25 protein-coding genes are annotated in these 25,976 nt (G+C 62.6%); 8 read left to right on the top strand and 17 right to left on the bottom strand.

Annotated elements, in window-relative coordinates:
• Position 1: 1 nt before the first annotated feature.
• The 3 genes from JHD62_RS13450 to JHD62_RS13440 are packed head-to-tail and all read right to left on the bottom strand — an operon-like array spanning position 2 to position 2,324.
• Complete coding sequence (locus JHD62_RS13450; protein WP_199103322.1) at positions 2 to 1,348, bottom strand: AMP-binding protein; 1,347 nt, start codon at positions 1,346 to 1,348, stop codon at positions 2 to 4.
• Positions 1,349 to 1,380: 32 nt separating this feature from the next.
• Entirely contained in the window at positions 1,381 to 2,037 is a 657-nt protein-coding gene (locus JHD62_RS13445) for a hypothetical protein (protein WP_199103321.1), read from the bottom strand.
• Positions 2,034 to 2,324, bottom strand: coding sequence for a phosphopantetheine-binding protein (locus tag JHD62_RS13440; RefSeq protein WP_178972473.1), 291 nt, complete (start codon positions 2,322 to 2,324; stop codon positions 2,034 to 2,036). The genes JHD62_RS13445 and JHD62_RS13440 overlap by 4 nt, the downstream gene beginning before the upstream one ends.
• 243 nt (positions 2,325 to 2,567) lie before the next feature.
• Between JHD62_RS13440 and JHD62_RS13435 the strand changes: the two genes are divergently transcribed.
• From JHD62_RS13435 to JHD62_RS13415, 5 genes are all read left to right on the top strand, one after another.
• On the top strand, positions 2,568 to 3,257 hold the full coding sequence (locus JHD62_RS13435; protein ID WP_199103320.1) for a phosphatase PAP2 family protein: 690 nt from the start codon (positions 2,568 to 2,570) through the stop codon (positions 3,255 to 3,257).
• A 43-nt stretch (positions 3,258 to 3,300) separates the two neighbouring features.
• Positions 3,301 to 4,302: a hypothetical protein gene (locus JHD62_RS13430; protein WP_233160929.1), complete on the top strand. Its 1,002-nt coding sequence runs from the start codon at positions 3,301 to 3,303 to the stop codon at positions 4,300 to 4,302.
• A gap of 266 nt (positions 4,303 to 4,568) precedes the next feature.
• Positions 4,569 to 5,627, top strand: a complete 1,059-nt coding sequence (gene cbiM / locus JHD62_RS13425) for a cobalt transporter CbiM (RefSeq protein ID WP_199103319.1) — start codon at positions 4,569 to 4,571, stop codon at positions 5,625 to 5,627.
• On the top strand, positions 5,624 to 6,475 hold the full coding sequence (gene cbiQ / locus JHD62_RS13420; RefSeq protein WP_199103318.1) for a cobalt ECF transporter T component CbiQ: 852 nt from the start codon (positions 5,624 to 5,626) through the stop codon (positions 6,473 to 6,475). Before cbiM ends, cbiQ begins: the two co-directional genes overlap by 4 nt.
• A complete protein-coding gene (locus JHD62_RS13415; RefSeq protein ID WP_199103317.1) occupies positions 6,472 to 7,326 on the top strand; it encodes an energy-coupling factor ABC transporter ATP-binding protein in 855 nt (284 codons plus the stop codon). The genes cbiQ and JHD62_RS13415 overlap by 4 nt, the downstream gene beginning before the upstream one ends.
• A gap of 16 nt (positions 7,327 to 7,342) precedes the next feature.
• On the opposite strand, the gene nikR is transcribed toward JHD62_RS13415, so the two are convergent.
• On the bottom strand, positions 7,343 to 7,789 hold the full coding sequence (nikR, locus tag JHD62_RS13410) for a nickel-responsive transcriptional regulator NikR (RefSeq protein WP_045847464.1): 447 nt from the start codon (positions 7,787 to 7,789) through the stop codon (positions 7,343 to 7,345).
• Positions 7,790 to 8,168: 379 nt separating this feature from the next.
• On the opposite strand from nikR, the gene JHD62_RS13405 reads away from it, so the two are divergent.
• Complete coding sequence (locus tag JHD62_RS13405) at positions 8,169 to 9,389, top strand: FIST signal transduction protein (protein ID WP_199103316.1); 1,221 nt, start codon at positions 8,169 to 8,171, stop codon at positions 9,387 to 9,389.
• Between the two features lie 16 nt (positions 9,390 to 9,405).
• Complete coding sequence (locus JHD62_RS13400) at positions 9,406 to 12,489, top strand: response regulator (RefSeq protein ID WP_199103315.1); 3,084 nt, start codon at positions 9,406 to 9,408, stop codon at positions 12,487 to 12,489.
• A gap of 38 nt (positions 12,490 to 12,527) precedes the next feature.
• On the opposite strand, the gene JHD62_RS13395 is transcribed toward JHD62_RS13400, so the two are convergent.
• The 9 genes from JHD62_RS13395 to JHD62_RS13355 form a co-directional block, all read right to left on the bottom strand.
• A complete protein-coding gene (locus JHD62_RS13395; RefSeq protein WP_199103314.1) occupies positions 12,528 to 13,277 on the bottom strand; it encodes a phosphate/phosphite/phosphonate ABC transporter substrate-binding protein in 750 nt (249 codons plus the stop codon).
• 25 nt (positions 13,278 to 13,302) lie between these two features.
• Positions 13,303 to 14,052 carry an ABC transporter permease gene (locus JHD62_RS13390; protein WP_199103313.1) on the bottom strand — a complete coding sequence of 250 codons (750 nt, stop codon included), beginning with the start codon at positions 14,050 to 14,052 and terminating at the stop codon, positions 13,303 to 13,305.
• Positions 14,049 to 14,981 (bottom strand): ABC transporter ATP-binding protein, encoded by a 933-nt coding sequence (locus tag JHD62_RS13385; RefSeq protein ID WP_199103312.1) that lies wholly within the window; start codon positions 14,979 to 14,981, stop codon positions 14,049 to 14,051. Before JHD62_RS13385 ends, JHD62_RS13390 begins: the two co-directional genes overlap by 4 nt.
• Positions 14,974 to 16,134, bottom strand: coding sequence for an ABC transporter permease (locus JHD62_RS13380; RefSeq protein WP_199103311.1), 1,161 nt, complete (start codon positions 16,132 to 16,134; stop codon positions 14,974 to 14,976). Before JHD62_RS13380 ends, JHD62_RS13385 begins: the two co-directional genes overlap by 8 nt.
• Positions 16,135 to 16,164: 30 nt before the next feature.
• Complete coding sequence (locus JHD62_RS13375; protein ID WP_233160928.1) at positions 16,165 to 17,091, bottom strand: ABC transporter substrate-binding protein; 927 nt, start codon at positions 17,089 to 17,091, stop codon at positions 16,165 to 16,167.
• 32 nt (positions 17,092 to 17,123) lie between these two features.
• Positions 17,124 to 18,074, bottom strand: a complete 951-nt coding sequence (locus JHD62_RS13370; protein ID WP_199103310.1) for a fatty acid desaturase — start codon at positions 18,072 to 18,074, stop codon at positions 17,124 to 17,126.
• A 202-nt stretch (positions 18,075 to 18,276) separates the two neighbouring features.
• On the bottom strand, positions 18,277 to 19,764 hold the full coding sequence (locus JHD62_RS13365) for an aldehyde dehydrogenase family protein (protein WP_199103309.1): 1,488 nt from the start codon (positions 19,762 to 19,764) through the stop codon (positions 18,277 to 18,279).
• A 48-nt stretch (positions 19,765 to 19,812) separates the two neighbouring features.
• Entirely contained in the window at positions 19,813 to 20,166 is a 354-nt protein-coding gene (locus JHD62_RS13360; RefSeq protein ID WP_199103308.1) for a cupin domain-containing protein, read from the bottom strand.
• Between the two features lie 39 nt (positions 20,167 to 20,205).
• Positions 20,206 to 21,609, bottom strand: a complete 1,404-nt coding sequence (locus tag JHD62_RS13355) for an FAD-binding oxidoreductase (protein ID WP_199103307.1) — start codon at positions 21,607 to 21,609, stop codon at positions 20,206 to 20,208.
• A 297-nt stretch (positions 21,610 to 21,906) separates the two neighbouring features.
• Here JHD62_RS13355 and JHD62_RS13350 point away from each other — a divergent pair, with 297 nt between their 5' ends.
• Positions 21,907 to 22,827, top strand: coding sequence for a LysR family transcriptional regulator (locus JHD62_RS13350; RefSeq protein ID WP_199103306.1), 921 nt, complete (start codon positions 21,907 to 21,909; stop codon positions 22,825 to 22,827).
• Between the two features lie 78 nt (positions 22,828 to 22,905).
• On the opposite strand, the gene JHD62_RS13345 is transcribed toward JHD62_RS13350, so the two are convergent.
• The 4 genes from JHD62_RS13345 to JHD62_RS13330 all read right to left on the bottom strand — a co-directional run.
• Positions 22,906 to 23,571 carry an OmpA family protein gene (locus JHD62_RS13345; RefSeq protein ID WP_178972460.1) on the bottom strand — a complete coding sequence of 222 codons (666 nt, stop codon included), beginning with the start codon at positions 23,569 to 23,571 and terminating at the stop codon, positions 22,906 to 22,908.
• A 298-nt stretch (positions 23,572 to 23,869) separates the two neighbouring features.
• Entirely contained in the window at positions 23,870 to 24,661 is a 792-nt protein-coding gene (locus tag JHD62_RS13340) for an ABC transporter ATP-binding protein (RefSeq protein WP_199103305.1), read from the bottom strand.
• Entirely contained in the window at positions 24,654 to 25,649 is a 996-nt protein-coding gene (locus JHD62_RS13335) for an iron ABC transporter permease (protein WP_199103304.1), read from the bottom strand. The genes JHD62_RS13340 and JHD62_RS13335 overlap by 8 nt, the downstream gene beginning before the upstream one ends.
• The coding region (locus tag JHD62_RS13330; protein ID WP_199103303.1) for an ABC transporter substrate-binding protein at positions 25,646 to 25,976 on the bottom strand (331 nt) is incomplete at its 5' end. The genes JHD62_RS13335 and JHD62_RS13330, both read right to left, overlap by 4 nt.

Raw genomic sequence — 25,976 nt, 5'->3', positions numbered from 1 at the left:
CTCAGTGCTTTCCGGAAAGATGACGGGCAATCAGTTCCTGCAAGGTACGGGCCAGGATCTTGCCATTGCCGTCACGCGGCAGGGCATCGACAAACACGATCTGGCGCGGCAGGAACACCGAATCCAGATGCTGGCGCAGGCCGGTCAGAATGGCGGTACGGTCCAGGTCCGGTGCCACCACGAACACGGCCAGACGTTCGACTACCTCGTCACTGCCGCGTTCCGGCACACAGTACACACCATCCACCACTCCCGGCAGGCCGGTGAGCACGGCATTGAGGAAGGACAAGGAACTGCGCTTGCCCGCCACATTGATCATATTGGCCTTGCGGTCCACCAGCCGGAAATGCTGCGGGCTGAACAGTTCTACCGTGTCATTGAGCATTTGCGGGGTCTGGTACACCTCGCCCACTGCCCACAGTTCGCCGTCACGCTGTTCCAGCGCAATCCCCTGCAAGGTATGCCAGGTGCTGTCGATATCGGTTTCCCGCGTGGCCACCTGACCGGTTTCGGTAGAGCCATAGATTTCCAGCACCGGGCAGCCAAGCTGCTGCCGGGTTTGGGCTGCCAGCTCGACCGACAAGGGCGCGGTGGCCGACAGGATGGCGGCAATCGGCGGCAGCGCGATATTGGCATCCAGCAATTTGCGCAGATGAAATGGCGTGATCACCAGCAGACGCGGCGCGGGCATCCCGGCCAGCGCATCAGCAATGTCAGCAGGGAAAAACGGAATGCGCCCGGACAGGCGGCCACCGGCCAGAATGGGCAGCAGCACGCTGGATTCCAGCCCGTACATGTGACGGATGGGCACCGTGCCCACCACCGAACAAGGCTGGCCGGCCACACCCCACACCCGTTCGGCGCCGGCCAGAATGGCCAGCCGCAGACGGCCAAATGTCTTGAAATGCGGCATGGGCGTGCCGGTGGAGCCCGAGGTATACAGGCAGGCAACCTGCTGGTCGTACGGAATCTGCGGCATGGGTGCCGCCGCCAGTTCCTTGCGTGCCGCCAGCGTGTCGATTTGCATGTAAGGCAGGCCGGGCACCGGGTTGTCTGGCTGATCGCCCAATACCAGCAGCTCGGCTTGTTCGCTGGCGACCGCTGCCAGATGCTCGGGGGCCGCCGAATTGGGCAGGATGGTCAGCATATTGCGGGCAATCGCCGCAAACAGTGCCACGGCAAACCAGTAACGGTCGTTACACATGTTCAGCACCCGCGGGTGAGCGGGCAAGGCGGCAGCAAGGGTGAGCACCTGGGCTTGGAAAGTGCCACGGTTGATCACCTGGCCGTGCACATGGGCAAAATCGGCAGCGGGGTCAGCAGCAGGAAGAAGCGGTATCAGATTCATGGATTCGATGGCAAGGGAGCCGCAGCGGCAGCCTACTGGCTGGTGTCACGGCCCTGCGTGTACTTTCGGTATGACTGTATGGTGTGGGCGATGCTGAACGAGGGGCTGTCCGGCAAGGCCAGCCGGCGCACCAGGTATTCGCCGCCAAACATCAGGCCCAGTGACAGCGGTGTGCACACGGCGGCATAAAATGCCCACCACGACAGGGGTGCCAGCGCAAACAGGCCCAGCGACAGCAAGGCGGACAAGGCAAAATACAGCGTCCAGGCCAGCGTCACTTTCCAGGTGTAGCGGAAGTAAGCTGCATCCAGCGATCCGGCAACGGCGATGCGGGCGATACGCGAACACAGGGCATTCTCGTGACTGCCCAGGGTACTGCCGAACATGAAGCCAAGGCCGCACATGATGCCGGCGTGCTGCAACAGGTAGAACCAGGCGGCATGGGTCAGCAACTGGTCAATATTGAAGGCAATGGCCAGCAGGACCAGCGCCGCCAGCAGCATGACCGGCCAGCGGAAGCGTGAATTCCAGCCCGCCGTCAGCAGGCCCAGGGTCAGCGGTGCCGCCCCCACCACCACGGCATACAGCGGCGGCTGACGGGAGGAGGACGCCAGATAATCCATCACCACATAAAACAGGCCGGCCAGCGCCAGTACAGCCAGGCGCATGCTGCGCCACAGCCGCATCATTTGCTGCGATGCTCGCGAATATAAGCCGCCAGTTTGCGCAAGGAGGCAAAAATGGTGGAGTTGTCTTCGTTGTCGGCTTTCATTTGCACGCCATATTGCTTGGACATGACCAGCGCAATTTCCAGGATATCAATGGAGTCGATTCCCAGTTCATCACCGTACAGCGGCGCATCAGGAACAATTTCCGCCGGGGCAATGTCAAGGTTCAGCGCGGAAACAATCAGACCGGCAATTTCGCTTTCCAGCGCCAGGTCTGGTGTATTCGATTCAGAAGAGTGTTGTTCCATGATTTGCAATAATCGTATCGGTATTAATAAACAAGTTGCCCGCAATCGCCAATGTCACAGTGTTTCGGTATCATCGCCGGTCGTCACGCGCTATCACCTAGCGCCTGGCGATTGAGGCATGCTGTTACCTTTTGGACGGCAAGGACTACAGCAGCAAAAAAATGAAGCGCGAGTATAACAATATGCCCACTTGCTTGCCACACGGCGGCAGACAGACTATTGCATATGTGTCAAGGAGCTGATTTGAACAAGGGCATTCTTTATCGCCAAGGCGAGGACGGATTTCTGGCGACGGTTTTCACCCGCTTCTGGTTCAAGATGTTCGGCACCATGGGTTTTACCCTGCTGTTTTTTGTCGCCTATGTTTACCTGCTGCATCACCCGGCTGGCGCAGTCCATATCGTGCCGGCCAGCGCTCTGGATCGCTGGCTGCCATTTCAGCCCTGGGCCTTGCCGGTTTACCTGTCGCTGTGGGTTTATGTGTCGCTGCCCCCGGTGTTGATGCTGTCACACCGTGAAATCATCCGTTACGGCTACAAAGTGGCGCTGCCCTGCCTCAGCGGACTGCTGGTGTTTTATTTCTGGCCCAATGCCATTGCCCCTCCAGACATCGACTGGCAGCAATATCCCGGTGTGGCCTTTCTGAAAAACGTGGATACCGCCGGCAATGCCTTCCCGTCGCTGCATGTGGCAACTGCGGTATTTTCCGGCCTCTGGCTGCACTGGCGCCTTAAAGTGCTGCACTGGGGCCATGCGCTGCAAGGACTGAACCTGCTGTGGTGTGTGGCCATTGCCTACTCCACCCTGGCGGTAAAGCAGCATGTGGCACTGGATGTGTTGGCAGGCAGCCTGCTGGGCCTTGGCAGTGCATGGCTGGTACGCTTGCGTGCGCATGCCATGCAGCTGGATCGTGGCGTGCCGTCTGGCCGTTAAACCCTTTTGTCGACAACTTCCCTTACATACAGCAGCTGGCAGCATGTACCCCGATACCCGTTTGCACTACACCTCCCCTCATCCGCTTGGCCCGGTGGCTATCGCTCCTGCACAGATTCTGGGCATGTGCCGGCTGGGCCGGGATGAACAGCAGCCGGACTGGCCCTTGCAATCCGTGCGGATGCCGGTGCTGGGCCCGGCCACGGCGGGCATGCAGGAAGTCTGGCACACCAGCCTGCCAGCGCAGGATGGCCACTTCCACGACATTCATTACCGTCGTGCAGGCGGCCTGCTGTTTGGCGTCATCACACTGGATGAAAGGCAATTTGCCATGCAGGACGGGGCCACTGCCTTGCAGGCACTGGCCGAGACCGCCTACCGCCAGCTGTTTGCCCTGCTGGACGCACAGCACTGCCCGCACCTGTGGCGGGTGTGGAATTACATTCCGCGCATCAATGTCGAGGAACACGGCATGGAGCGCTACCGCCAGTTCAATATCGGCCGCCATCAGGCTTTTGCCGGTAGCCGGCGTCCGGTGCATGGCAGTCCGGCCGCCTGTGCGCTGGGGACGGCAGATGGCCCGGTCAGCATTGCCTTTCTGGCAGCAGACAGCCCTGCCCTGCCCATCGAGAACCCGCGCCAGGTCAGCGCCTTTGCCTACCCGCAACAGTACGGCCCGGTGAGCCCCACCTTCAGCCGCGCCGCGCTGGCCGGTCAGCCTGGCGAGCAATGGCTGTTCATTTCCGGCACCGCCAGCATCATTGGCCACCTTACCGTGCATGTGGGCGATGTGGCCGCGCAAACCGCGGAAACCTTTGCCAATATCGCCATCCTGCTGGAGCAGGCCAACCGTTTGCAGCCGCGCCAGCCCTTCACCCTTGCCGGGCTGGACTACCGGGTGTATGTCCGCCATGCCGCCGACTATCCCGCCGTGCGCGCGGCGGTACTGGCACAGCTGAGCGAGGACAGCCGCGTGGTTTATGTGCAGGCGGACATCTGCCGTGCCGACCTGCTGGTGGAAATCGAAGCGCAGGGAGCAGGCTGAAATCCACCCCGGCATGCACCAGAACGGTCAGGTACTGCTCGCTTTGGTGCAGCACTGCATAGCCGCTTTCCACCCCCACCTGCATCGCCAGCCCTCACCGCCAGCAGCTTTACAGCCCGCAGCTTCACGCTGCACGCCCCGCCCGGCAGCACTGACAGCGTCATGACAGATGGCATGAGTCTTGCTAAGATTTCATACATTTTCAAAAATATTCATACACAGCCTGCACCATGTTTTCCGGTGACAGGCAGGAGAAAGGCAAGCACATGCACATTCCAGATGGCTATCTCAGCCCGTCCACCTGCGCCCTGACCCTGGCCATTGCGCTGCCGTTCTGGTGGCTGGCTTACCAGCGCGCCAAACGCCTGCTACATACCCGGCTGGTACCGCTGTTTGCGGTATTCTCCGCATTCAGCTTTGTCATCATGATGTTCAACCTGCCCTTGCCCGGCGGCACCAGCGGCCATGCAGTGGGCATGGGCATTGTCAGCATCGTGCTGGGGCCGTGGGCATCCATCATTGCCATCTCGCTGGCCTTGCTGATTCAGGCACTGTTTTTTGGCGATGGCGGCATCAGCAGTTTCGGTGCCAACAGCCTCAACATGGCGATTGTGGGTTCGCTGGTGGCCTGGGCTGCTTATCGCCTGCTGGCTGGTGATGCACCGCTCACTTCGCGCCGCCGCGTGGTGGCAGCCGGGCTGGCCGGTTATCTGGCCATCAATGCCTCTGCCCTGCTGGCCGCCATCGAATTTGGCGTGCAGCCCATGTTGTTTCACGATGCCAATGGCACCCCGCTGTATGCGCCGTATCCACTGTCGGTGGCCATTCCGGCCATGATGCTTGGCCACCTGAGTTTTGCCGGACTGGCGGAAATGCTGCTCAGCGCCGGCCTGGTTGCCTATCTGCAACGCGCTAACCCGGCCTTGCTGGCAGGTACCGCAGCAATCGGGACTAATCAGCACCAGCCAGGCGGCAGCGTGCGCAAGCTGTGGTATGGCCTGGCCGGCTTGATGATTCTGTCGCCACTGGGCTTGCTGGCAGCCGGAACCGCCTGGGGTGAGTGGGGTGCGGAAGACTTTGCCAACCCGACGGCACGGCAGGAAATCATCCAGGCCTCCGGCCAGCATGCCTTGCCTGCCGCAGCCCCGGAAGGTTTGGCGAGACTGGCCGGTTTGTGGTCCGCCCCCTTCCCCGACTATGCCCCGGCCTTCATTCACAGCCCGGCTTTTGGCTATGTGCTGTCTGCCGTGTTCGGTGCCGGGTTGATCCTGCTGTGCCTGTTGCTGCTGGCCCGGCTGGGCGGCAAGCATGGCCTGCCGCAGTGAGTGAACAATCGTTTCTGGCCGGCAAGCACCGCCATCACGGCAATATTGCCGAGCGCATGGTGCATGGTTTGCAGCAGGTGATGGAGCATGCGCTGGATGCCGAAGCCATCAGCGCCACGCCCGGCCTGCTGCAACAACTGGACCCGCGCATCAAGCTGCTGTCCTTGCTGGCGGTGCTGGCCGCCACCCTGCTGGCAAGCCAGCTCACCACGCTGCTACTGCTGTTTGTTCTGGCGGTAGTGCTGGCGCTGGCTTCTCAAATCTCGCTATCCCGCTTGTACCGCCAGGCATGGCTGAGCGTGCTGCTGTTCAGCGGCATGCTGGCCCTGCCTGCCATCTTCATGGTGCCGGGCGAGCAATTGCTAACCCTGCCGCTGCTGCACTGGCACATCACCCGGCAAGGGCTCTCGAGCGCCGCCTTTTTGCTGGGCCGGGCCGAAGTTTCGGCCAGCTTTGCCCTGCTGCTGATGCTGACCACGCCGTGGATGCATGTGCTCAAGGCCATGCGCAGCCTGGGCGTGCCGGTGCTGCTGGTGGCCTTGCTGGGCATGACGCATCGCTATGTGTTTGTGCTGTTGCAAACCGCCAGCCAGATGTTCGAAGCGCGCCGCAGCCGCCTGCTGGCTCCGCCTTCCGGCCGCATGGCCCGCCAGCTGGTGGCCAGCACCAGCGGCGTGCTGCTGGGCAAGGCCTTGCAGCTTAGCAGTGATGTGCACATGGCCATGGTGTCTCGCGGCTATCGGGGCGAGGTTTACCTGCTGCACAATTTTCACACCCGCAAGCGCGACTGGTGCGCGCTGCTGCTGGCCTTGGCGCTGCCCTTGGTCATTGTCTGGAATCACGCATGAGCACACCGGTTTTTACCCTGGACAGGGTGAGTTATCACTATCAGCAGCATGCTGCCTTGCATGCGGTGTCGCTGGAAATTGCCGCCGGTAGCAGGGTGGCACTGCTGGGGGCCAATGGCTCGGGCAAATCCACCTTGCTGCGTCTGCTGGATGGGCTGTATTTCGCCACGGCAGGCGAGCTGCGTGCCTTTGGTGAGGTGTTGAGCGAGGCGGCGCTGGCGGATGAAGCCAGCCATTATGCGTTTCGCCGCCGGGTGGGTCTGGTGTTCCAGAACCCGGACGTGCAACTGTTCAACCCTACCGTGTTTGACGAACTGGCCTTCGGCCCGCTGCAACTGGGCTGGCCGGAAGCGCAAATCCGCAGCGCGATTGACGCCACCCTGCAGCGGTTTGGCATCAGCCATCTGCAACAACGTGCACCGCACCGGCTATCCGGTGGCGAGCGCAAACGGGTGGCGCTGGCCTCGGTGCTGATCATGCAGCCCGAAGTACTGCTGCTGGACGAACCCACCGCCGCGCTGGACCCGGCCAGCCAGAGCGAAGTCATCCGTTTTCTGCAGGAAAGCCAGGGCCAGGGCCGCACCATCATTACCGCCACCCACGATCTGGACAGCGTGGCCGACATTGCCGACCACGTCATCGTGCTGGCCGACGGGCAGGTGGCGGCACAGGGCAGCCCGGCCGACATCCTGTCCGACCACGCCCTGCTGGCACGCACCCATTTGCTGCATGCCCACCCGCACCGCCATGCCGACGGGCAGGTGCACAGTCATCCGCACCAGCATGGCCACCGGCACGACCATGGCACCAACGCTGCCCGCTACCGCCGCTTCGGCATGGGTCGCTCTTAGCAAGGCAATAACTGGATCAGCGGCCGGATTTCTTGCGATAGCCCAGGCCCGTGCTGGCTGAAGGCTTGACCGGAATCAGCTGCACCTGGCCGTGGCGCACCCCGGTTTCGGCAATCACCGAGCGGGCAAAGCTTTCCACCTCGCCACTGTCGCCACGCAGGATTACCGTTTCGATACAGTCTTCATGACTGATATGGGCATGCATGGTGGCGACAGCAAGGTCGTGGTGGTCGTGCTGCAAGCCGGTGAGCCGAGCGGACAGTTGCCGCTCGTGATGATCAAACACATAGCTGAGCACCGCCACGCAGGGGCCGCCCTGCTCGCTGGCCAGATTGTCCTCGCCCAGCTCGCGACGCAGCATGTCGCGTACCGCCTCGGACCGGCTGCTGTAACCACGTCGGGTCATCCATTCATCAAATGCCTGTGCCAGCTCGTCGCTCAGCGATATGGTGAGTCTTTGCATGCCTGTCTCCACAAAATCCGTGTCGCAGCATAGCAGACCGGAACGGTATGGGGTTGACTGTGCCCGACATGACATTTGTCATCTCAGGCTGCTGACAAAGTGATTTGGTGCGATTCTACCGGACCCGGCCAAGCCGGGCCTTTCGACCCAGTGATTGATTCCGCAGCCTGTCCATCGAATCCCAATCCCCCCGCCCTTTCCCTGAAAGGGAGCCTCGCCTTCTTTACGAAGGCTCGCCGGGCTTTACCAAGCCGACATGACATTTGTCATGTCGGCTTGGCGTAAATCCTGCGATAGTCCATCACGACACATCGACCTTGCCATTGCCCGTCCATGGCCCAGAATCAAAGTCAGGCCAACTCCCAGCCAAGAGCACATCATGCAGATACGGCAGCTTAGCTTGCATCATGACCAGCCAGCACCCGACCAGCTCACCACACTGCAAACGCTGGCACCGCAACTGCTGCTGGTGTTTGCCGCACCGGCCTATTTTGAACGGGGGGTATTGCTCTTGAGCCTGCAAGCAGCCTTGCCCGGCTGTGTGGTGCTGGGCTGTTCGACCGCAGGCGAAATTGCCAGCCAGGGCGTGGAAGAAGGCAGCGCCGTGTTGACGGCCATCCACTTTGACCACACCCGAGTGGCCAGTGCCACCACCCTGCTGGACGGCATGCAGGATTCACTGGCAGCAGGCCAACGGCTGGCCACGGCCTTGCAGACGGATGACTTGCAACTGCTATTGCTGCTGGCACCCGGCACCCATATCAACGGCACCGCCCTGCTGGATGGCCTGCAACAGGTACTGGGCGATACCATTCCGGTGGTAGGCGGCATGGCTGCCGATAATGGCCGTTTCTGCCAGACCTTCACCCTGCATCAGTCCGGCTGGAACGACCACCAGCTGGTGGCCGTCGGCCTGTACGGAAGGCAGCTGCAAGTGGGACATGGCTCCTGCGGCGGCTGGACCACGTTTGGCCCGGCACGGCAGGTCAGCCGTTGCCAGCAGAACATTCTGTACGAACTGGACGGCGCACCCGCGCTGGAAGTGTACAAGCGCTATCTGGGTGAATACGCCAGCGGCCTGCCCGGCAGCGGCTTGCTGTTTCCGTTTGCCATGCTGGGACGCAGCGGCGAAGACCAGGGCGTGATTCGCACCATTCTGGGCGTGAACGAACAGGACGGCAGCCTGACCCTGGCCGGCGAACTGGCCTGCGGCAGCCAGCTGAAACTGATGCATGCCGGCACCGACAGCCTGGTGCGCGGGGCGGAACAGTCTGCCAGTGCCGCCCGGCTCAGCGGAGCAAACCATCAAGACAGCCTGGTGCGCGGGGCGGAACAGTCTGCCAGTGCCGCCCGGCTCAGCGGAGCAAACCATCAAGACAGCCTGGCGCTGCTGGTATCCTGCGTGGGACGCAAGCTGGTGATGGGCGACCGGGTGGATGAAGAAGTGGAAGCCGTGGCCGACGTACTGGGCAGCCAGATGGTGCTGGCCGGTTTTTATTCCAATGGTGAAATCAGCCCCTTTGCCGTGGGGCAGCCCAGCCGGCTGCACAACCAGACCATGACCATCACCACCCTGCGTGAAATCGCGCAAACAGATTGAAATCAGCAGGACAGGCATGCAAAACACACTGCTACGCCAGCTCAGGCGCACCATGGGCATTGCCGACGAAGCCGGCCTGCAACAGGTGCTGGACGGCTTTGAGCGGCTGGCCGGGCTGGCAGACACCGACCCGGCAATCGCCACCGCCCTGCGCGGCTTTACCGGCTTGCTGCGAAGAGTGGGCGACAGCTACAGCCAGCAAGATCGCGACATCAGCCTGCGCAGCCGTAGCCTGGAACTGAGCTCGGCCGAGCTGAGCGAGGCCAACCAGCGCCTGCAGGCGGAACTGGGCAAGCGTGAGCAGGCCATCGCCCGCCTGCAAGACACCATTCGCCTGCTGCGCAAGGAAACCGGCCAGCCAGACAGCGCACAGCCAGAGGACGATCTGGAAGGGCTGATCAATGTCGTCTCCGCACTGGTGGCCTACCGCCAGCATGGCCAGCAGGCCATCCGCCAGGCCCAGCAGGCACTGGAAAACCAGAAGTTTGCGCTGGACCAGCACGCCATCGTCAGCATTACCGACCGCTACGGCAATATCAGCTATGCCAACGACAAATTCTGTGAGATCAGCGGCTTCAGCCGGGAAGAGCTGATCGGGCGCAACCATAATCTGGTGAATTCCGGCCTGCACTCACCGGCCTTCTTTGCCGAAATGTGGCGTACCATCCGCGCCGGCAAGGTGTGGACCGGAGAAATCCGCAATCGCGCCAAGGATGGCAGCCTGTACTGGGTGGCCGCCACTATCGTGCCCTTTGCCGACGAGCATGGGGAGCCCGAACAGTTTGTCGCCATCCGCACCGACATCACCGCCCGGCATCAGGCCAGCGAGCGCCTGCAAGAGCAGCTGCACTTTGTCGAGGAACTGGTGGAAGCCATGCCGATGCCGGTCTATGTCAAAGGGCCGGACCTGCGCTATCAGCTGATGAACCGCGCCTTTGCCGAACTGTTTGGCATCCGGCGCGAAGACTTCCTGGGCAAAACCTCGGAACAGCTGCTGGACGCGGAGCTGGCCAGCTACCACCAGCAGCGCGACCGCGAGCTGCTGAACGAAGTGTCGCGCCAAAGCTATGAAACCACCGTACAGCTGCAAGATGGCACGGTACGTTACGGCATCATCCACAAGGCCACCCTCACCCGGCCCGATGGCAGCATTGCCGGGCTGATCGGCACCATTGCCGATATTACCGAACTCAAACTGCTGGCACGGGAATCCCGTCAAGCCCGCGAAGTGGCCGAAGCCGCCAACCGCGCCAAGAGCGAATTCCTGGCCAATATGAGCCATGAAATCCGCACGCCGATGAATGGCATTCTGGGCATGACCGAACTGGCGCTGGATACCGAACTGAACCGGGAGCAGCGTGAATACCTGGATGTGGTGAAGTCCTCCACCGAAGCGCTGCTCACCGTCATCAACGACATCCTGGATTTTTCCAAGCTGGAAGCCGGCAAGATGGTGATAGACCAGACCGCCTTCGGGCTGGAAAGCGTGCTGGCCAGCACGGTCAGGAACATGGCCATGCATGCCGAACAAAAAGGCCTGGAACTGGCCTGCCGCATGGCCCCGGACATTCCGCCGGTATTGCTGGGCGATGCGGGCCGGCTGCGGCAAATCCTGCTCAACCTGTTGTCCAATGCCATCAAGTTCACCCAGCACGGCGACGTCTTGCTGCGCGCCTCCTTGCTGGAACAGGAAGGCGACCAAGTGGTGGTCAAGTTTTCGGTCAGCGACAGCGGCATCGGCATTGCCCGCGAACAGCAGGAAAGCATTTTTGAAGCCTTTGTGCAGGCCGACAGTTCCACCACCCGCAAATACGGCGGCACCGGTCTGGGGCTGTCCATCTGCAAACGGCTGGTGGACATGATGCATGGCCAGATGTGGCTGGAAAGCCGCCCCGGACATGGCAGCACCTTCCACTTCACCATCCGTTTTACCCGCGTGACTGCTGCGCAACTGCCGGTCCCCTTGAACCCGGACGCGCTGCGCGGCAGTCATGCACTGGTGGTGGACGACAACCGCATCAACCGCGACATCCTGCAAGAAACCCTGGCGCACTGGGGAGTGAGTGTCGATACAGCCGACAGCGGTGCCCGTGCGCTGGCCCTGTTGCAACAGCCGGGCAAGTCCTACCGCTTTGTCTTGCTGGACGGCATGATGCCGGACATGGACGGGCTGACCACCGCCAGATCAATCCAGACATTGGGCCTGCAAGCGGCACCGCGGCTCATCATGCTGTCATCGGCCAGCACACAGGACAGCAGGCTGTATCAGCAAGCCGGCATCTGCTGCCACATTGCCAAGCCGGTATTGCAGTCCGAACTGCAAGAAACCATCTTGCAGGCCCTGGGCGACGCCCCCTGCTGCGCCAGCGCCAGCACACCCCCGGCCAAACTGAAATACGACAGCCAGCCCTTGCGGGTACTGGTGGTGGAAGACAATGTGGTCAACCAGCAGCTGGCAATCAATCTGCTGCAACGCTGGGGCCATCAGGCCACGCTGGCCGAAGATGGCCGGCAAGCACTGGAAGTCCTGGCCCAAGAACAGTTCGACCTGGTGTTGATGGACATGCAGATGCCGGTGATGGGCGGGCTGGAAGCCACCCGGCGCTACCGTCAGCAAGAAGCCCCAGGCCAGCACCTGCCCATCATTGCCATGACCGCCAATGCCTTGCAGGGCGACCGTGAACAATGCCTGGCCGCCGGGATGGACGACTACCTGAGCAAGCCGGTGCGCGCGGCCGACCTGCAACAACTGCTGCAACGCCACACCAGGGCAGCGCCCTTCTCGTTTGACTATCAGGCGGCACTGGGCCAGCAGGATGCAGAAATCATCGACATTGTGGCGGACAGTTTTCTGTCATCCTTCCCGGCAGAGATGGCAAAGCTGGAGCAGGCATTACAGCAAACCGACCGGGCAACGCTGAAACGACTGGCACACACCATCAAGGGAAATGCCGCCTTGTTCGGGGCCACGCCCATGGTCACGGCCGCCGCGCAGCTGGAGAAAGTGGCAGCCGAAGCCGACCTGTCCGGTCAACAACAGCTGCTGGACACACTCCGGCAGCAATTTGTCTTGCTCCAGTCAGTGCTGCAAGCCAGGTAGCAGCCTGCGCGTCACCACGGCGCCATGCCCGCAGCACGCTAGTGTGCGGCGGTATCTGCAATGCAGGCATAGTCGGACAGATCCAGCGGGCTGAAGCCGCCAATGGCCGCCTCCCTGAAAAAATCCTGTAGCTCCGGCACATGCAGGCTGTCGCTGATGGCCTGGCGCAAGCGCGCAACGCTAGCCGCGCTGGTAGATGCCGCCGTGATCAAAGGTAATCCGGGCTGCAAACAGGTATGGCCGATGCAGGCCAGTTGCTCGAACAGTGCTGGCTGTTGCCGGGCCAGCAGGGCATGGCTGACACAGTCCAGCGCGGCGATATCCGCCTCGCCAGCCGCCAGCATGCCGGCCGAAGCGCGGTGTGAACCGGAAAACCTTACTTCAGTAAAAAAGGGCTGCACCCCGGCAAGCGCGGCCACTTCGGCGCGCAAGGCGTGATAGCCCGACTGTGAATGCCGCTCATTGCACACGGCACGCCGGCCACGAAAATCAGCCAGTGCAAGCCCGGCATCGCTCTTGCGGACCAGCAGCGCACTGCTGTAACGCCAGTCGGCACAGCCCGGCACTTGATAATGAAATGCGCCCAGCACCTGCACCTGTTCCCGCAAGAGCGTGGAAACCGGATAGCCACAACTCTGGCTGAGCAGCATGCCCGGCTCGCGCCAGTGCGCCAGATAATCCTGTGGCCAGTACAGGTGGGTGGGTAAGGAAGGCTCGCCCAATTGTTGCAGACGCTGGCGCAGCCACTGCCAGTATTGCTCGGTCAGTGGCTGTGGCCAGGGGTACATGGGCAGGCTGGCCCAGGGCCGGGACTCAACGCCGGGCAAGGACATGGGGCGACAGGCGATGGGCCAGCCAGTCGAACAACTGGTCGGCAACAATGGCCAGCAAGGCCACCAGCAGCGCGCCTTGCAGCACATAGGCGGTATTGAAACCGCTCAAGCCCACGATGATGGGCAGGCCCAGTGTGCGTGCGCCCACGGTAGAGGCAATGGCGGCCGTGCCGATATTGATCACCACCGACGTGCGCACTCCGGCCAGCAACACCGGCGCGGCCAGCGGCAGCTCTACCTGCCACAGGATGCGCCAGCGCCCCATGCCCAGGCCACGCGCCACGTCCAGCACGCTGTCCGGCACCGAGGCCAGCCCGGACAGGGTGGCCTGAGTGACCGGCAGCAGGCCGTACAGTACCAGCGCAATCAGCGCCGGCCATTCGCCAAAGCCGATCAGCGGCGCGGCAATGGCCAGTACCGCCACCGGCGGCAGCGCCTGGCTGATGGCCAGCACACTGTCCAGCAAGGGACGGAACTCGCGCCCGGCCGGTCGGCTGACCAGCAAGCCGGCCGCCACCCCGCCCAGCACGGCGATCAGGCTGGAAGCCAGCACCAGCAGCAAATGCGCCAGCACCAGGCTGGCAAAACTGTCCTGGGTATAAAGCGGGCGCTCCACCTCGGGAAACAGGCGGGCGAACAGGCTGGCGCTGTGCGGCAACAGGTAGAGCAATGCCAGCAACACGCCAGTGCTGAGCCACAAGGCAGCTGCCGGCAGGCGGGGCGACTTCATGCGGCCCCCGGCAGCAAGTCGGCAAAATGCAGCACGCCGGCGGGCTGACCCTGTGCATCGATCACCGGCAGGCTGCTGACCCGGCGTGCGACAAAGGCCGACAGCGCCTCGCGCAGCGTGGCGGAGGCGGCAATCGGCTCGCCACTGGCCTGCTGCTGCGGCCGCACCCGGCTGGCCACCGTGTCCAGCCCCAGCAGGCGTACCCCGATATCGCTCTGGCCGACAAAGTCGCGCACGAAATCACTGGCCGGATGCAGCAGGAAATCCTGTGCACTGCCCTGCTGCACCACCCGGCCCTTGTCCATCAGCACAATGCGCTGCCCCAGCAGCAAGGCTTCGTCGATATCGTGTGTCACCAGCACGATGGTCTTGCCGGACAGGGCCTGGATACGCAGCAGCTCCTGCTGCAGCGTGCCACGGGTAACCGGGTCCAGCGCACCAAATGGTTCATCCATCAACAACACTTCCGGGTCGGCCGCCAAGGCACGCGCCACGCCAACCCGTTGCTGCTGGCCACCAGACAACTGGTGCGGGTAGCGCGACAAATACTGCGCCGCCGGCAGGTGCAACAGCTCCAGCAGCTCCACCACCCGGTCGCGGATACGGTTTTTCGGCCATTTGAGCAGGGTCGGCACGGCGGCAATGTTCTGCTCCACCGTCCAGTGTGGAAACAGGCCCACCGACTGGATGGCATAGCCGATGCGACGGCGCAGCACCTCGGGCGGCTGGCTGCGGATATCCTCGCCAGCCAGGCTGATGCTGCCGCTGTCCGGCTCGATCAGCCGGTTGATCATCTTCAGCGTGGTGGATTTGCCCGAGCCGGAAGTACCGATCAGCACCGCCAGTTCACCCGTTGCCACCTGAAGGTCTACATCAGCCACCGCCTGCCAGCCACCGAAAAACTTGTTTACTGCCTTGAGTTCAAGCATGGTCATCAGCCCCTTTCAACCGGGCAATCAGCAGGCGGAATACCACATCCACCAGCAAGGCCAGTAACACCACCGGCAACACCCCCAGCAATACCTGGTCGAGCGCACTGGCCGACAGGCCCTGAAACATGATGGCGCCAAAGCCTCCGGCGCCGATCAGCGCCGCCACTGCGGCCAGCCCCACCGCCTGCACGGTGGTGATGCGCAGGCCACTGAGGAACACCGGCAGTGCCAGCGGGGTTTCCACTTGCCACATGATCTGCCACGGCGTCATGCCCATGCCGCGTGCTGCTTCGCGCACCGCGGGTGGCACCTGTTGCAGCCCGGCCAGCGTGCCGCGCACCACCGGCAACAGCGCGTACAGGCTGAGTGCCAGCAAGGCCGGGGCGAGCCCGACCCCGGCAATACCCAGGCCGGGCAACTGCCGCCCCAGCCACGCCAGCGGGCCGATCAACAAACCGAACAGCGCAATCGACGGAATGGTTTGCAACACATTCAGCACGGGAAACAGCAGCCCGGAAAAGCGGGCCGAACGATAGGCCCACACCCCCAGCGCACCGCCCAGCAGCAGTGCCGGCAGCACGGAAAACAGCACCAATTGGACGTGACGCAGCAGGGCATCATCAAATGCATCCTGGTTATTGTGGTACTCGCGCAGCAAGGACAGGTTGTCCAGCTTGCCGGTCAGCAACAGCAAGAGCAGCGGCAGCTGCGCCAGCAACAGCAGCAACACGCGTCGTGGCAAACTGCCAGCCAGCACTTGCAGTGCCTCGGCCAGCTGCAACAACAGCAACAGCTGCAACAGCCAGAAGCCACCGCCAAACGACACCCGCGCCAGCGCATCTTCGCCGCCGGCGCGCAAGGTGGCCTCGCTGCCCGCCAGCCACCACAGCGCGGCACCCAGCCACAGCGCCGCCAGATACACCGCCCGCTCCCGCCACACGCCGGGCGGCCAGCAGGCGGCCAGCAGCAGAGGCAGGGCAGGCAGCAGTGCCAGCCAGCGCAGGCCGGAGCCGCTGTGCAGCAAATCAAGCAGAGCGATGCCCTGGCCGGTCAGCAGGCGGTTGGGCGCATAGGTGAGCAGGGGCAGGCCCAGCGCTGCCGCCAGCGACAGCAACACCAGCAGCAGGTGCACCCGGCTATGCAGACGCATGGGTCACCCCTGCTGGCAAAAACCGCCCGCTCACTTGATAAAGCCCTTTTTCTTCAGGTAATCCTGCGCCACCTTGCGGGCATCGCGGCCTTCAATGGCAATGCTGGCATTCAGTTTTTGCAGGGTGGGACCGGTCAGCGACAGGAACACCGGCTTCAGCACGGTGGCGATTTTGGGCTGCTTGGCCAGCACCTCGCTACGGATGATCGGCGCGGGCGCGTAAATCGGCTGCACGCCCTTGACGTCATCCAGCGTCACCAGCCCCAGCGCGGCTACCGGGCCATCGGTACCGTAGGCCATGGCGGCGTTGACGCCGGAAGTCTGCTCGGCAGCCGCCTTGATGGTGACCGAGGTGTCGCCACCGGCCAGCGTCAGCAGCTGGTCCTGTTTCAACTTGAAGCCATAGGCGCTCTGGAAAGCAGGCAGCGCGTCGGCGCGTTCGATGAATTCGGCCGATGCAGCCAGCTTGAAGTGACCACCCTTGTTGATCCAGTTGGCCAGGTCAGTCAGCGTTTTCAGCTTGTTGGCGGCAGCCACATCCTTGCGGATGGCAATGGCCCAGGTATTGTTGGCTGGCGAGGGTGTCAGCCAGGTAATACGGTTTTTTTCCTGATCCAGCTTTTTCACCAGCTGATAGCCCGCCTCGGCATTTTTCCAGGCCGGGTTGCTTTCATCGGCAAAGAAAAATGCGCCATTGCCGGTGTACTCCGGGTAAATGTCGATTTCACCAGCGGTAATGGCACCGCGCACCACCTTGGTATTGCCCAGCGACACCTTGCTGACGGTCTTGATGCCGTTGGCTTCCAGCACCTGCTGGATGATATTGCCCAGCAAGGCACCTTCGGTATCGATCTTGGAGCCAACCCGTACCGCATCGGCCGCCATGCTCTGGCCGGAAAAAACGCTCAGCGCGAGCGCAGCCAACAGCCAGCGACGGGAAAATTTTGCTTGGGTCATGGTATTCCTCTTGATGGATGAAAAGCGGTCATTCAGGCAAAGGGATGGAGCGGGTCGATCACTGGCCGGTGGCGATGCCGCCACAACAGTTGCAGATAGCCCTGCTCGACAAAATCGCCACTGAGCTGCCGGTAATGCTGGCGTTCGGCCAGATAAGCCTGACGCAAGCGATACCAGGGCAAGCCCGGATGCAGGTGATGCACCAGATGGTAATTCAGGTTGAGAAACAGTAGCCGCCACGGCCAGGCGGCCTCGTTGAGCACCGAGCGCGTGTTGACTTCCGGCTGGGCACGATGCTCGTAAAAGGAACGTACCATGGCCAGCGCCAATGCGGGATAGGCAATGCACGACAAGTAGTACCACGGCGCGATGCCGGCCTGTCTCAAGCACAGCAACAACACGCCCGACAAGAGCAGATGACTGCCCCACACCAGCCACTGCTGGCGCTGACCGCTACGCAGGGCCGCACCTACCGTGACCAGCCAGCCCCAGCCGGGGCCCAGTAGCAGTCGGCCAGGTGCGGTATCGCGCCAGCGACGCAGGCCACGGGCCAAGGCAGTGCCAGGCAAGCTGCGGCTGTAGTAGGACTCCGGGTCGACGCCCGGCAGGGTCAGGCTTTCATCACGGTGATGTGCCAGGTGGGTGTCACGATAAACCGCATAGGGATACCACACTGCCAGCGGCAGCTGGCCGAACAAGGCATTCAGCCAGCCATGACGCGTCGGATGGCCGTGAATCAGCTCGTGCTGCAGCGACATATACCAGCTGGTCAGCACAATCAGCAGCGGCGTGCCCAGCCACGGCCCCAACTGGCGCCACAGTGCAACGGTGCCGAACCAGCCGCCGTAGATGACGGCGATCAGCAGCCAAGTGGGCAGCTCCAGCCGCAGCAACCAGTCTTGCTGCGCCGGTTGTGCCGTATCTGGCTCGCGGCCGGAGACATCGATATCGGCTTCCCGGTATGCGCAAACGGAATGATGCATCGAGCAATACATAAAGCAGCTCCTCAAGTGAGCCGCTTAATGTAGACATCAGGCAGGTGTTTTCAAACCAAGAAAAAATCACATGTACTGCAAAAAAATTCACATTTGTCATGACGGCTGACGCCGCTGGATACCACCCCGGCAAACCATCAGCCGTCTGCATGCACAAGGGGATGCACAGCTTGCAGCCCCCTGCCCTGCACTAGCCGCGCTGCGGATACCAGCCCACCAGGCCCGGTTGCAGATTGATGCTCACCTGCTTCACCTGCTGGTATTCCAGCAGGCCGTTGACGCCCAGATCGCGGCCATAGCCGCTCATCTTGTAGCCTCCCCACGGCGCTTCGTTGAAGGTGGGGTTGTAGCAGTTGATCCAGGTGACGCCCGCACGGACTTCCTTCACCACCCGCAATGCACGTGCGCCATCGCTGGTGAACACCCCGCCAGCCAGGCCGTAGGGCGTGTCATTGGCCATGGCGATGGCTTCGGCCTCCGTGGTGAAGGTCTGGATGGCCACCACCGGGCCGAATACTTCCTCGCGCACGATGTCCATGTCGCGCGTGCAATTGTCGAAAATGGTAGGCCGCACGAAGTAGCCGTTGGCACAGTCGCCCTCGACATAGCGCTCGCCGCCACATACCAGTGTTGCGCCTTGCTGTTTGGCGCGTTCGATATGACCCAGCACCTTTTCCAGCTGCGCGGCGGACACAATCGCGCCCATGTCGGCATCTTTCATGCCCGGAGCAATGGTCATGGCATTGGCACGTTCGGCCAGACGGGCGACAAAGCGGTCCTTGATGCTTGCTTCAATCAGGATGCGCGAACCGGCCGAACATACTTCGCCCTGGTTGAAGAACACGCCTATCATCGCCCATTCCACCGCGCCTTCCAGATCAGCATCGGCAAAGATGATGTTGGGCGACTTGCCACCCAGCTCCAGCCCCACTTTTTTCAGGTTACCCACCGCTGCGGCGGCAATGGTTTGCCCGGTGCGGGTGCTGCCGGTGAAGGTGATCATGTCCACATCATGGCTGGCGGCCAGCTCCTGCCCGGCGGCCGGGCCGCTGCCCAGCACCAGGTTGGCGGTACCGGCGGGCAGGCCGACGGCATCGAAAATTTCAAACAGGGCCACGGCCGACAGCGGGGTGACTTCGCTGGGCTTGAACACCACGCAGTTACCCGCCGCCAGCGCCGGGGCCAGCTTCCAGGTGGCCATCAGCAAGGGGTAGTTCCACGGTGTGATCAGCGCGCACACGCCCACCGGTTCGTGCATGGAATAGGCATGCATCGGGCCGAAGCCGTCGCTGACTTCATACACCCCGCCCTGCGGTTTGGTGATCAGCCCGGCGTAATAGCGGAAGCAGGCCACGGCATCGTCCACATCACAGCGGGCCTCGCGCAGCGGCTTGCCATTGTCCAGCGTGTCCATCACCGCCAGTTCGTCGGCGCGGGCGGCAATGGCATCGGCAATGCGCAGCAGCATGTCGGCGCGCTTGGGCCCGGCCATGCGCCGCCAGCTGCCGTCGTGGTCAAAAGCATGGCGCGCAGCGGCAATCGCCTGCTTGCTGTCCTCGGCCACGCTGTCGGTGACCAGGGCAATCACCTCGCCATTGGACGGGTTGATGACTTCGCGGGTAGCGCCGCTGACCGAGGCTTGCCAACGGCCATTGATGTAGTTGTTGCGCACTTCCATGTTTCTTCCTCCTGCCTTGCCATTGTTGTGCCGGGCGGTCTGTGCCGCTCAGGCGATGTAGATCTTGCGCAGTGTTTGTGTCACCACCCAGGTGGTGGCGGTGCCGGCAGCCAGATGGCCCACGGTGCCGGGCTGCAATTCCAGCGGTGGGCGGCCATCGGCAAACTGCACGCTGGCCTTACCCGACAGCACGATGAAGAATTCGTCCACTTCCACATCGGTGGTGACGCTGGACGACATTTCCCACACGCCGATGCTGCAGCCGTGCAACTGGCCCAGTTCGGCTGTGCCGACCCGGGCTGGGCCGGAAATCAGCTGATCAGCCGGGACATCGCGGTATTCCAGCGCAATGCGCGTGGCGTCCACACTGAGATTGGCCAGCAGGGTAAAGGGATTGGACATGCTTGCTTCCTTTGATTCTCAAACAGGGGGCGAACAGATTCAGGAGTCGAAACCCAGGCCCAGCGCATCCATGGTGCGCAGCATCAGATTGCGCTTGCCATGGTTGTGGTCAGCCTGGTTCAGCGACCAGCGAGTGGCCTGCACCGCAACATAAGTCAGTGGCTCCGGCGGAAACGGTGGCGGTATTTCGCGCACCATGCGCAAGCGGGTTCGCGGTGTATCCAGCCCTTCCAGCTTGTCCAGCAGCACATTGGCGGCAAAGCGGGTGGCCCCTACACCCAGGCCGGTAAAACCGGCGGCATAGGCCACCTTGCCACCACGCGCCAGCGCAAAAAAGGCACAGAAACGGGTAGACGTATCGATGGCCCCGCCCCAGCGATGGCTGAAACGCAGCCCGGCCAGTTGCGGAAAGGTAGTAAAGAAGTGACTGGCCAGCCGGGTGAACGAAGCCGGGCGGTCGTCATAGACATCATCCACCTTGCCGCCGAAGTTGTAGACGGCATCGTAGCCGCCAAACAGGATGCGGTTGTCGCGGGTGATGCGGTAGTAATGAAACTGGTTGGCCATGTCGGCAATGCCCTGGCGGTGTTGCCAGCCTATGGACGCCAGCTGTTGCGCTGTGAGCGGCTCGCTCATCAGCACATAGTCGTACACCGGGATGGTGTGCCAGCGGTAACGCTTGAGCAGCGAAGGAAAGGCATTGGTGGCCAGCACCACGCGGGCGGCATCCAGCTCGCCCTGCTCCGTCGCCAGGCGCACCCGGCTGCCCCGGCTTTGCAGCACAGTGACGGCGGATTGTTCGTGAATCTGCACGCCAAGCTCAACGGCCACCCGCGCCAGTTCCAGCACCAGCTTGCCGGGGTGGATCATCGCCGTGCTGTCTTTTTCCCAGATACCGGACAGGAAGGTGGGCGAATTGAGCTCGGCGCGGATCTGCGCGGCATCCATATAACCTTCGCCACGCAGTTGCTCGTCCTGATAGGGTTCCACCGCCACCACCAGTACGCCGGTGCGCTCGAAGTCACAGTCGATACCATAACGGCGGATGGTGGCTTCGATTTCATCCAGGTTCTGCAGGCCCAGCGCCTCCAGCTGCGGCATTTCTTCCGGCCAGCGCTGCTCACCGTTTTCCTCGCCATGGGTGATGCTGGCTTCACAAAAGCCGCCGTTGCGGCCGGATGCAGCCCAGCCCACCTGCCGGCCTTCCAGCAGGGTGACCGAGCGCGACGGATTGCGCTCCTTGGCCAGAATGGCGGTCCACAGACCGAGAAAACCACCGCCAACAATGGCCAGATCGCTACTGGCCTTGCCTTGCAGCGGGGGAAAGCTGCGACGCAGGTGCGCCACATCGTCGCCCCAGAACGGGCGGTTGACGCTGCCAGCCAGTGCGGCGTCGATCAGTTCTTGTTGCGGTGCCTCACGTTCAAACACGATTTGCGGCATAAAACAGTCATTCCTCGGGCATGGGACAATTCACAGGGAGATGCACCGCGCTGCAAAGCCAAACGGCAGACGTGGTGTCGATCATGCGATGTCGGCAGTTGGCACGCAAGTTGCACAGCAAGGCGCAGCCGACATCATGGCGGATAGCCCGGTAGCACTGCGCAGCCCCACACCATGCAACAGCCATCCGGCACCCGTTGGTACATGGGCAGCTTGTTGCTTGGCATAGCTTGAACCAGGTGATATGTTGAGATAAATCCCGAATTTCTTATCTTCAGTTTCAAAAATACTCAACTGATGAGCAAAAAAAAATCCCTGGGCCAGGTCAGCGATTTTGATATCCGCCTGCTGCGCCTGTTCAAGACCGTAGTCGAATGCGGCAGCTTTTCCGCTGCGGAAAGCGTGCTGGGCATCAGCCGTTCTGCCATCAGCCTGCACATGGGCGATCTGGAAAAACGGCTGGGCATTTGCCTGTGCCAGCGCGGTCGGGCCGGTTTTGCGCTCACCGACGAAGGCCGGGCGGTGCTGCATGCCAGCCAGACCATGCTGTCGGCCATCGAGGAATTCCGCACCGAAGTAAACCAGCTGCACCACCAGCTGCGCGGCGAGCTGAACATCGGCATCATCAACAATCTGGTCACGCAGTCGCACATGCACCTGACCCATGCGCTCAAGTCCTTGAGTGCGCGCGGGCCGGGGGTGCGCATCAATATTTCCATGACCACCCCCAGTGAAATCGAACTGGGCGTGCAGGACGGCCACCTGCACGTGGGCGTGGTGCCGCTGATCAACCCGCTGTCCGGACTGGACTACCTGCCACTGTACGAAGAACATTCGCTGCTGTATTGCAGCCGCGAACACCCCTTCTTTGCCCGCGCCGACAGCGATATCAGCCAGGCCGAGCTGCACAGCGCCGAAGCCATCGCCCCCAACTACCGGCTGACCGTGGACGCGATGGCGCAACACCACGCGCTTAACTGCACTGCCACTGCATCCGACCGGGAAGGCATTGCCTTTCTGATTCTCACCGGCGGCTATATCGGCTTTTTGCCGGACCACTTTGCCGCCGGCTGGGTGGCGCAAGGGGTAATGCGGCCCTTGCATCCGCAACAATTCTGTTACGACATTCCGCTGAACGTGGCCATGCGCAAGGGACGACGCCCCAATCTGGTACTGGAATACTTTCTGCAAGCACTGGAGCAAAGCCGTAACAGCTGACACCAGCCAGGCCCGGCCGACATGCAAAAGCCCCCTTGCGGGGGCTTTTTGCTGAAGCGCGATGCGCTCGCTGGCGGCTTACTTGCCGGCTTCGCCGACAAAGATTTCCACACGGCGGTTGGCAGCACGGCCAGCCAGGGTGCTGTTGTCGGCAATCGGCTGACGCGAGCCCATGCCGTCGATGCTGATGCGGCTGGCAGCCACGCCGTGGCTGACCAGGTAATCGCGGGTGGCGCTGGCACGATTGACCGACAGCGGGTTGTTGATGGCATCGCTGCCGGTGTTGTCGGTATGGCCGACAATACGCACGGTAGTCACCGGGTTTTGCTGCAAGGTGGTGGCAAAGCGGTCCAGCACCGGACGCAGATTCGGCTTGATGTCGTAACGGCCGGAGTCAAACGATACGTCGCTCGGAATATTCAGTTTGAGCTGATTGTCCGCCGTCTGGCTCACGCTGACGCCAGTGCCTTGCGAGGCTTTTTCCATGGCCTCTTTCTGCTTTTGCATATGCTGCGACCACAGATAACCACCACCAGCCCCCAATGCCGCACCCACGGCTGCGCCGGTTACTGCGCTGCGGCCGGTATGGCCACCGGCAGTCAGCGCGCCCAGCAAGGCACCAACACCAGCACCCACGGCGGCACCGGTGCCGGTGGTTTGCTGGGTTTCGTTCATGTTGGCACAGCCGCTGAGGCTGGCCGAGGCGATGGCAACAGCCACCAGGGTGGTCATCAGGTTTTTCATCGTGATCTCCTCATTGCGGTGCGTGCCATGCACGGCACCGGCAGGGTTGGGTCCGCGCCACAGGCGGTGAATTGCCTTCTGCGGTCGTAAGGCTGGATATGCATGGCAAGGTGCCATCCGGCATGTCGCATGCATTTGCCTGAGGCAGTGCGGGCGCAGACAAGTTCACTGATGGTCGGAGACAGGCTGCGACACATCGGTTTGCATTAATTCATATTATAGAACCGCTGACAAACCAGCCGTGTAAGCAAACGTGTGCCTTGTGTAAGCAAAAGTACACGTCTGTGCAGGCATGGCCTCAGTCGTGCGTCACCAGGCCGTTACTTCCCTGTGGGTCGCTGACAATGCTCCAGCCTTGCCCGGCCCTGCTGACTGCCTGTAATGGCCAACGATAGGCTTCGGCCAGCACCGGGTGCGTCAGTACCTGTGCCGGCGTACCACGGCAACGCAGCACACCATCGGCCAGCAGCCAGAGCTGGTCCGCGTGATTGGCGGCCAGTTGCAGGTCGTGCAGCACGCACACCACTGTCCGGCCCTGCCCGGTCAGCTGCTTGAGATGCTGCATCAACAGATGCTGGTGGCGGATATCCAGATGATTGCTCGGCTCGTCCAGCAGCAGGCAGGGGGCATCCTGTACCAGGGCGCGGGCAATGGCGGCCCGCTGGCGCTCGCCACCGGACAGGCGGGAGACCCGTTGAGTAGCCAGTGCCGTCAGTTCCATCACCTTCATGGCCTCGGCCACCCGGCGGTGGTCGGCAGCATCGGGCTGGCGTAACAGGCCTAGCGCCGGACGCCGGCCCAGCATCAGGTAATCGGCTACCGACAAGGGACTATCACCGGTTTCGTGCTGCGCCACCCAGGACAGCAAACCATACGGGTAGCCCTTGCCGCCAATGGGCCGGCCCAGCAAACGGCCACGGCACTGCCCGGCAAAGCCGGCCATGGCGCGCAGCAGACTGCTCTTGCCGGCACCATTGGGGCCAATCAGCACCAGCAGTTGGCCGCGCGGTACCACTTGTCCGGCAAGCTCCACCAGGGTGCGTCCCTGAACGCTGACTTTTATCTGCTCGATTTCCCAGGCATCAGCCACGCCCCCCTCCTTTGTGCAAACGCCAGAACAACCACAAAAAGCATGGCGGACCGGCAAAAGCTGCCACCACCCCGGCGGGCAGGTCTACCGGATATACCACTTCACGTCCCAGGGTATCGATCAGCAACAAGGTAAGCGCCCCCACCCAACCGGCATGCAGCATCAGTTGGCGGCGACTGCCCTGATGACACAGCGCCACCGCATTGGGCACCATCATGCCGATGAAACCAATCAGCCCGGACAGCGTCACCGCACCGCCGGTCAGCATGGCGGCGGCCATGGCGGCCAGCACCCGGGTGCGGCCCACGCGCACGCCCATGGAGCGGGCCACCTCATCGCCCAGCAGCAGACAGTCCAGATCTCGCCCCAGCGCCAGCATCAGCACTGCACCCACCAGCATTACCGGCCACACATATTGGTGATCGGCAAAGCGTGATTCAGCCAGGCTGCCGGCCAGCCAGTTGCTGGCACCGCGCAGGGTCAGGTCGTCGGACAAAAACAGCAGCAGGCTGACCATGGCAGCACAGCTGGCACCAATCACCACGCCTATCATCAGCAGTCCTGCCTGACCGCCGCGCAGCAACTGGTTGAGCAGCAGGATGAGCATGGTGACGGCCAGCCCGCCAACAAATGCCGCCAGCGGCACCGACACCCCTAGCCCACCCAGCGCGATCACCAGTACCACACCCAGTGCCGAGCCGGCGGAGGTACCCAGCAGGCCGGGGTCTGCCAGCGGGTTGCGAAACAGCGCCTGCAGGCCAGCCCCCGCCAGCGACAGCGCACTGCCCACCAGCAAGGCATTCAGGATGCGTGGCCAGCGCAGGCGGCTGACCAGCGGGTCTTGCCAGTCAGGCACCGTCCACTGGCCGCCGCCCAGCCCCAGGATCAGCCAGATGAGCAAGGCAGCCAGCGGCGGCAGGCACAGCCAGCGCCAGAACTGCGGCGGCAGCCCGCCACTGCGCCGGGGCAGCACAATGGCCGCTCTCATGAAGCCAACTGCCGCAAACGCGCCACCACCGCCGGGCTGCCTACGCCCAGACGCAGGAAATCTGCCGCTGGCCAGGCCAGTACCTTGCCGCTGCGCACAGCATTGGAAGAGGCCAGCTCAGGCCGTGCCTGCAGGGCTTTCAGGCCGCCATATACCGGTGCATTGTGCGCGGCCACAATCACGATGTCGGGCGCGGCCTTGAGCCAGGCTTCCGGATTCATCGGCAAAAAGCCCTGGATATCCGCCGCGGCATTCACCATGCCGGCAGCGCGGATCAGCGCATCCCCCGCCGTCCCCCGCCCGGCCACCAGCCGTCCGTCGTAGCTC

The organism is Aquitalea sp. ASV11 (assembly GCF_016429185.1).
In the GTDB taxonomy this organism is placed as follows: domain Bacteria; phylum Pseudomonadota; class Gammaproteobacteria; order Burkholderiales; family Chromobacteriaceae; genus Aquitalea; species Aquitalea pelogenes.
The sequence above is the reverse complement of the archived record's forward strand: the minus strand, read 5'-3'. Positions and strand labels throughout refer to the sequence as shown.

Excerpts from the sequence above, each read along its gene's own strand:
- JHD62_RS13450 (WP_199103322.1), bottom strand. The coding sequence starts at position 1,348 with ATGAATCTGATACCGCTTCTTCCTGCTGCTGACCCCGCTGCCGATTTT.
- JHD62_RS13445 (WP_199103321.1), bottom strand. The coding sequence starts at position 2,037 with ATGATGCGGCTGTGGCGCAGCATGCGCCTGGCTGTACTGGCGCTGGCC.
- JHD62_RS13440 (WP_178972473.1), bottom strand. The coding sequence starts at position 2,324 with ATGGAACAACACTCTTCTGAATCGAATACACCAGACCTGGCGCTGGAA.
- JHD62_RS13430 (WP_233160929.1), top strand. The coding sequence starts at position 3,301 with ATGTACCCCGATACCCGTTTGCACTACACCTCCCCTCATCCGCTTGGC.
- cbiM (WP_199103319.1), top strand. The coding sequence starts at position 4,569 with ATGCACATTCCAGATGGCTATCTCAGCCCGTCCACCTGCGCCCTGACC.
- JHD62_RS13415 (WP_199103317.1), top strand. The coding sequence starts at position 6,472 with ATGAGCACACCGGTTTTTACCCTGGACAGGGTGAGTTATCACTATCAG.
- nikR (WP_045847464.1), bottom strand. The coding sequence starts at position 7,789 with ATGCAAAGACTCACCATATCGCTGAGCGACGAGCTGGCACAGGCATTT.
- JHD62_RS13405 (WP_199103316.1), top strand. The coding sequence starts at position 8,169 with ATGCAGATACGGCAGCTTAGCTTGCATCATGACCAGCCAGCACCCGAC.
- JHD62_RS13400 (WP_199103315.1), top strand. The coding sequence starts at position 9,406 with ATGCAAAACACACTGCTACGCCAGCTCAGGCGCACCATGGGCATTGCC.
- JHD62_RS13395 (WP_199103314.1), bottom strand. The coding sequence starts at position 13,277 with ATGTACCCCTGGCCACAGCCACTGACCGAGCAATACTGGCAGTGGCTG.
- JHD62_RS13390 (WP_199103313.1), bottom strand. The coding sequence starts at position 14,052 with ATGAAGTCGCCCCGCCTGCCGGCAGCTGCCTTGTGGCTCAGCACTGGC.
- JHD62_RS13385 (WP_199103312.1), bottom strand. The coding sequence starts at position 14,981 with ATGCTTGAACTCAAGGCAGTAAACAAGTTTTTCGGTGGCTGGCAGGCG.
- JHD62_RS13380 (WP_199103311.1), bottom strand. The coding sequence starts at position 16,134 with ATGCGTCTGCATAGCCGGGTGCACCTGCTGCTGGTGTTGCTGTCGCTG.
- JHD62_RS13375 (WP_233160928.1), bottom strand. The coding sequence starts at position 17,091 with ATGACCCAAGCAAAATTTTCCCGTCGCTGGCTGTTGGCTGCGCTCGCG.
- JHD62_RS13370 (WP_199103310.1), bottom strand. The coding sequence starts at position 18,074 with ATGCATCATTCCGTTTGCGCATACCGGGAAGCCGATATCGATGTCTCC.
- JHD62_RS13365 (WP_199103309.1), bottom strand. The coding sequence starts at position 19,764 with ATGGAAGTGCGCAACAACTACATCAATGGCCGTTGGCAAGCCTCGGTC.
- JHD62_RS13360 (WP_199103308.1), bottom strand. The coding sequence starts at position 20,166 with ATGTCCAATCCCTTTACCCTGCTGGCCAATCTCAGTGTGGACGCCACG.
- JHD62_RS13355 (WP_199103307.1), bottom strand. The coding sequence starts at position 21,609 with ATGCCGCAAATCGTGTTTGAACGTGAGGCACCGCAACAAGAACTGATC.
- JHD62_RS13350 (WP_199103306.1), top strand. The coding sequence starts at position 21,907 with ATGAGCAAAAAAAAATCCCTGGGCCAGGTCAGCGATTTTGATATCCGC.
- JHD62_RS13345 (WP_178972460.1), bottom strand. The coding sequence starts at position 23,571 with ATGAAAAACCTGATGACCACCCTGGTGGCTGTTGCCATCGCCTCGGCC.
- JHD62_RS13335 (WP_199103304.1), bottom strand. The coding sequence starts at position 25,649 with ATGAGAGCGGCCATTGTGCTGCCCCGGCGCAGTGGCGGGCTGCCGCCG.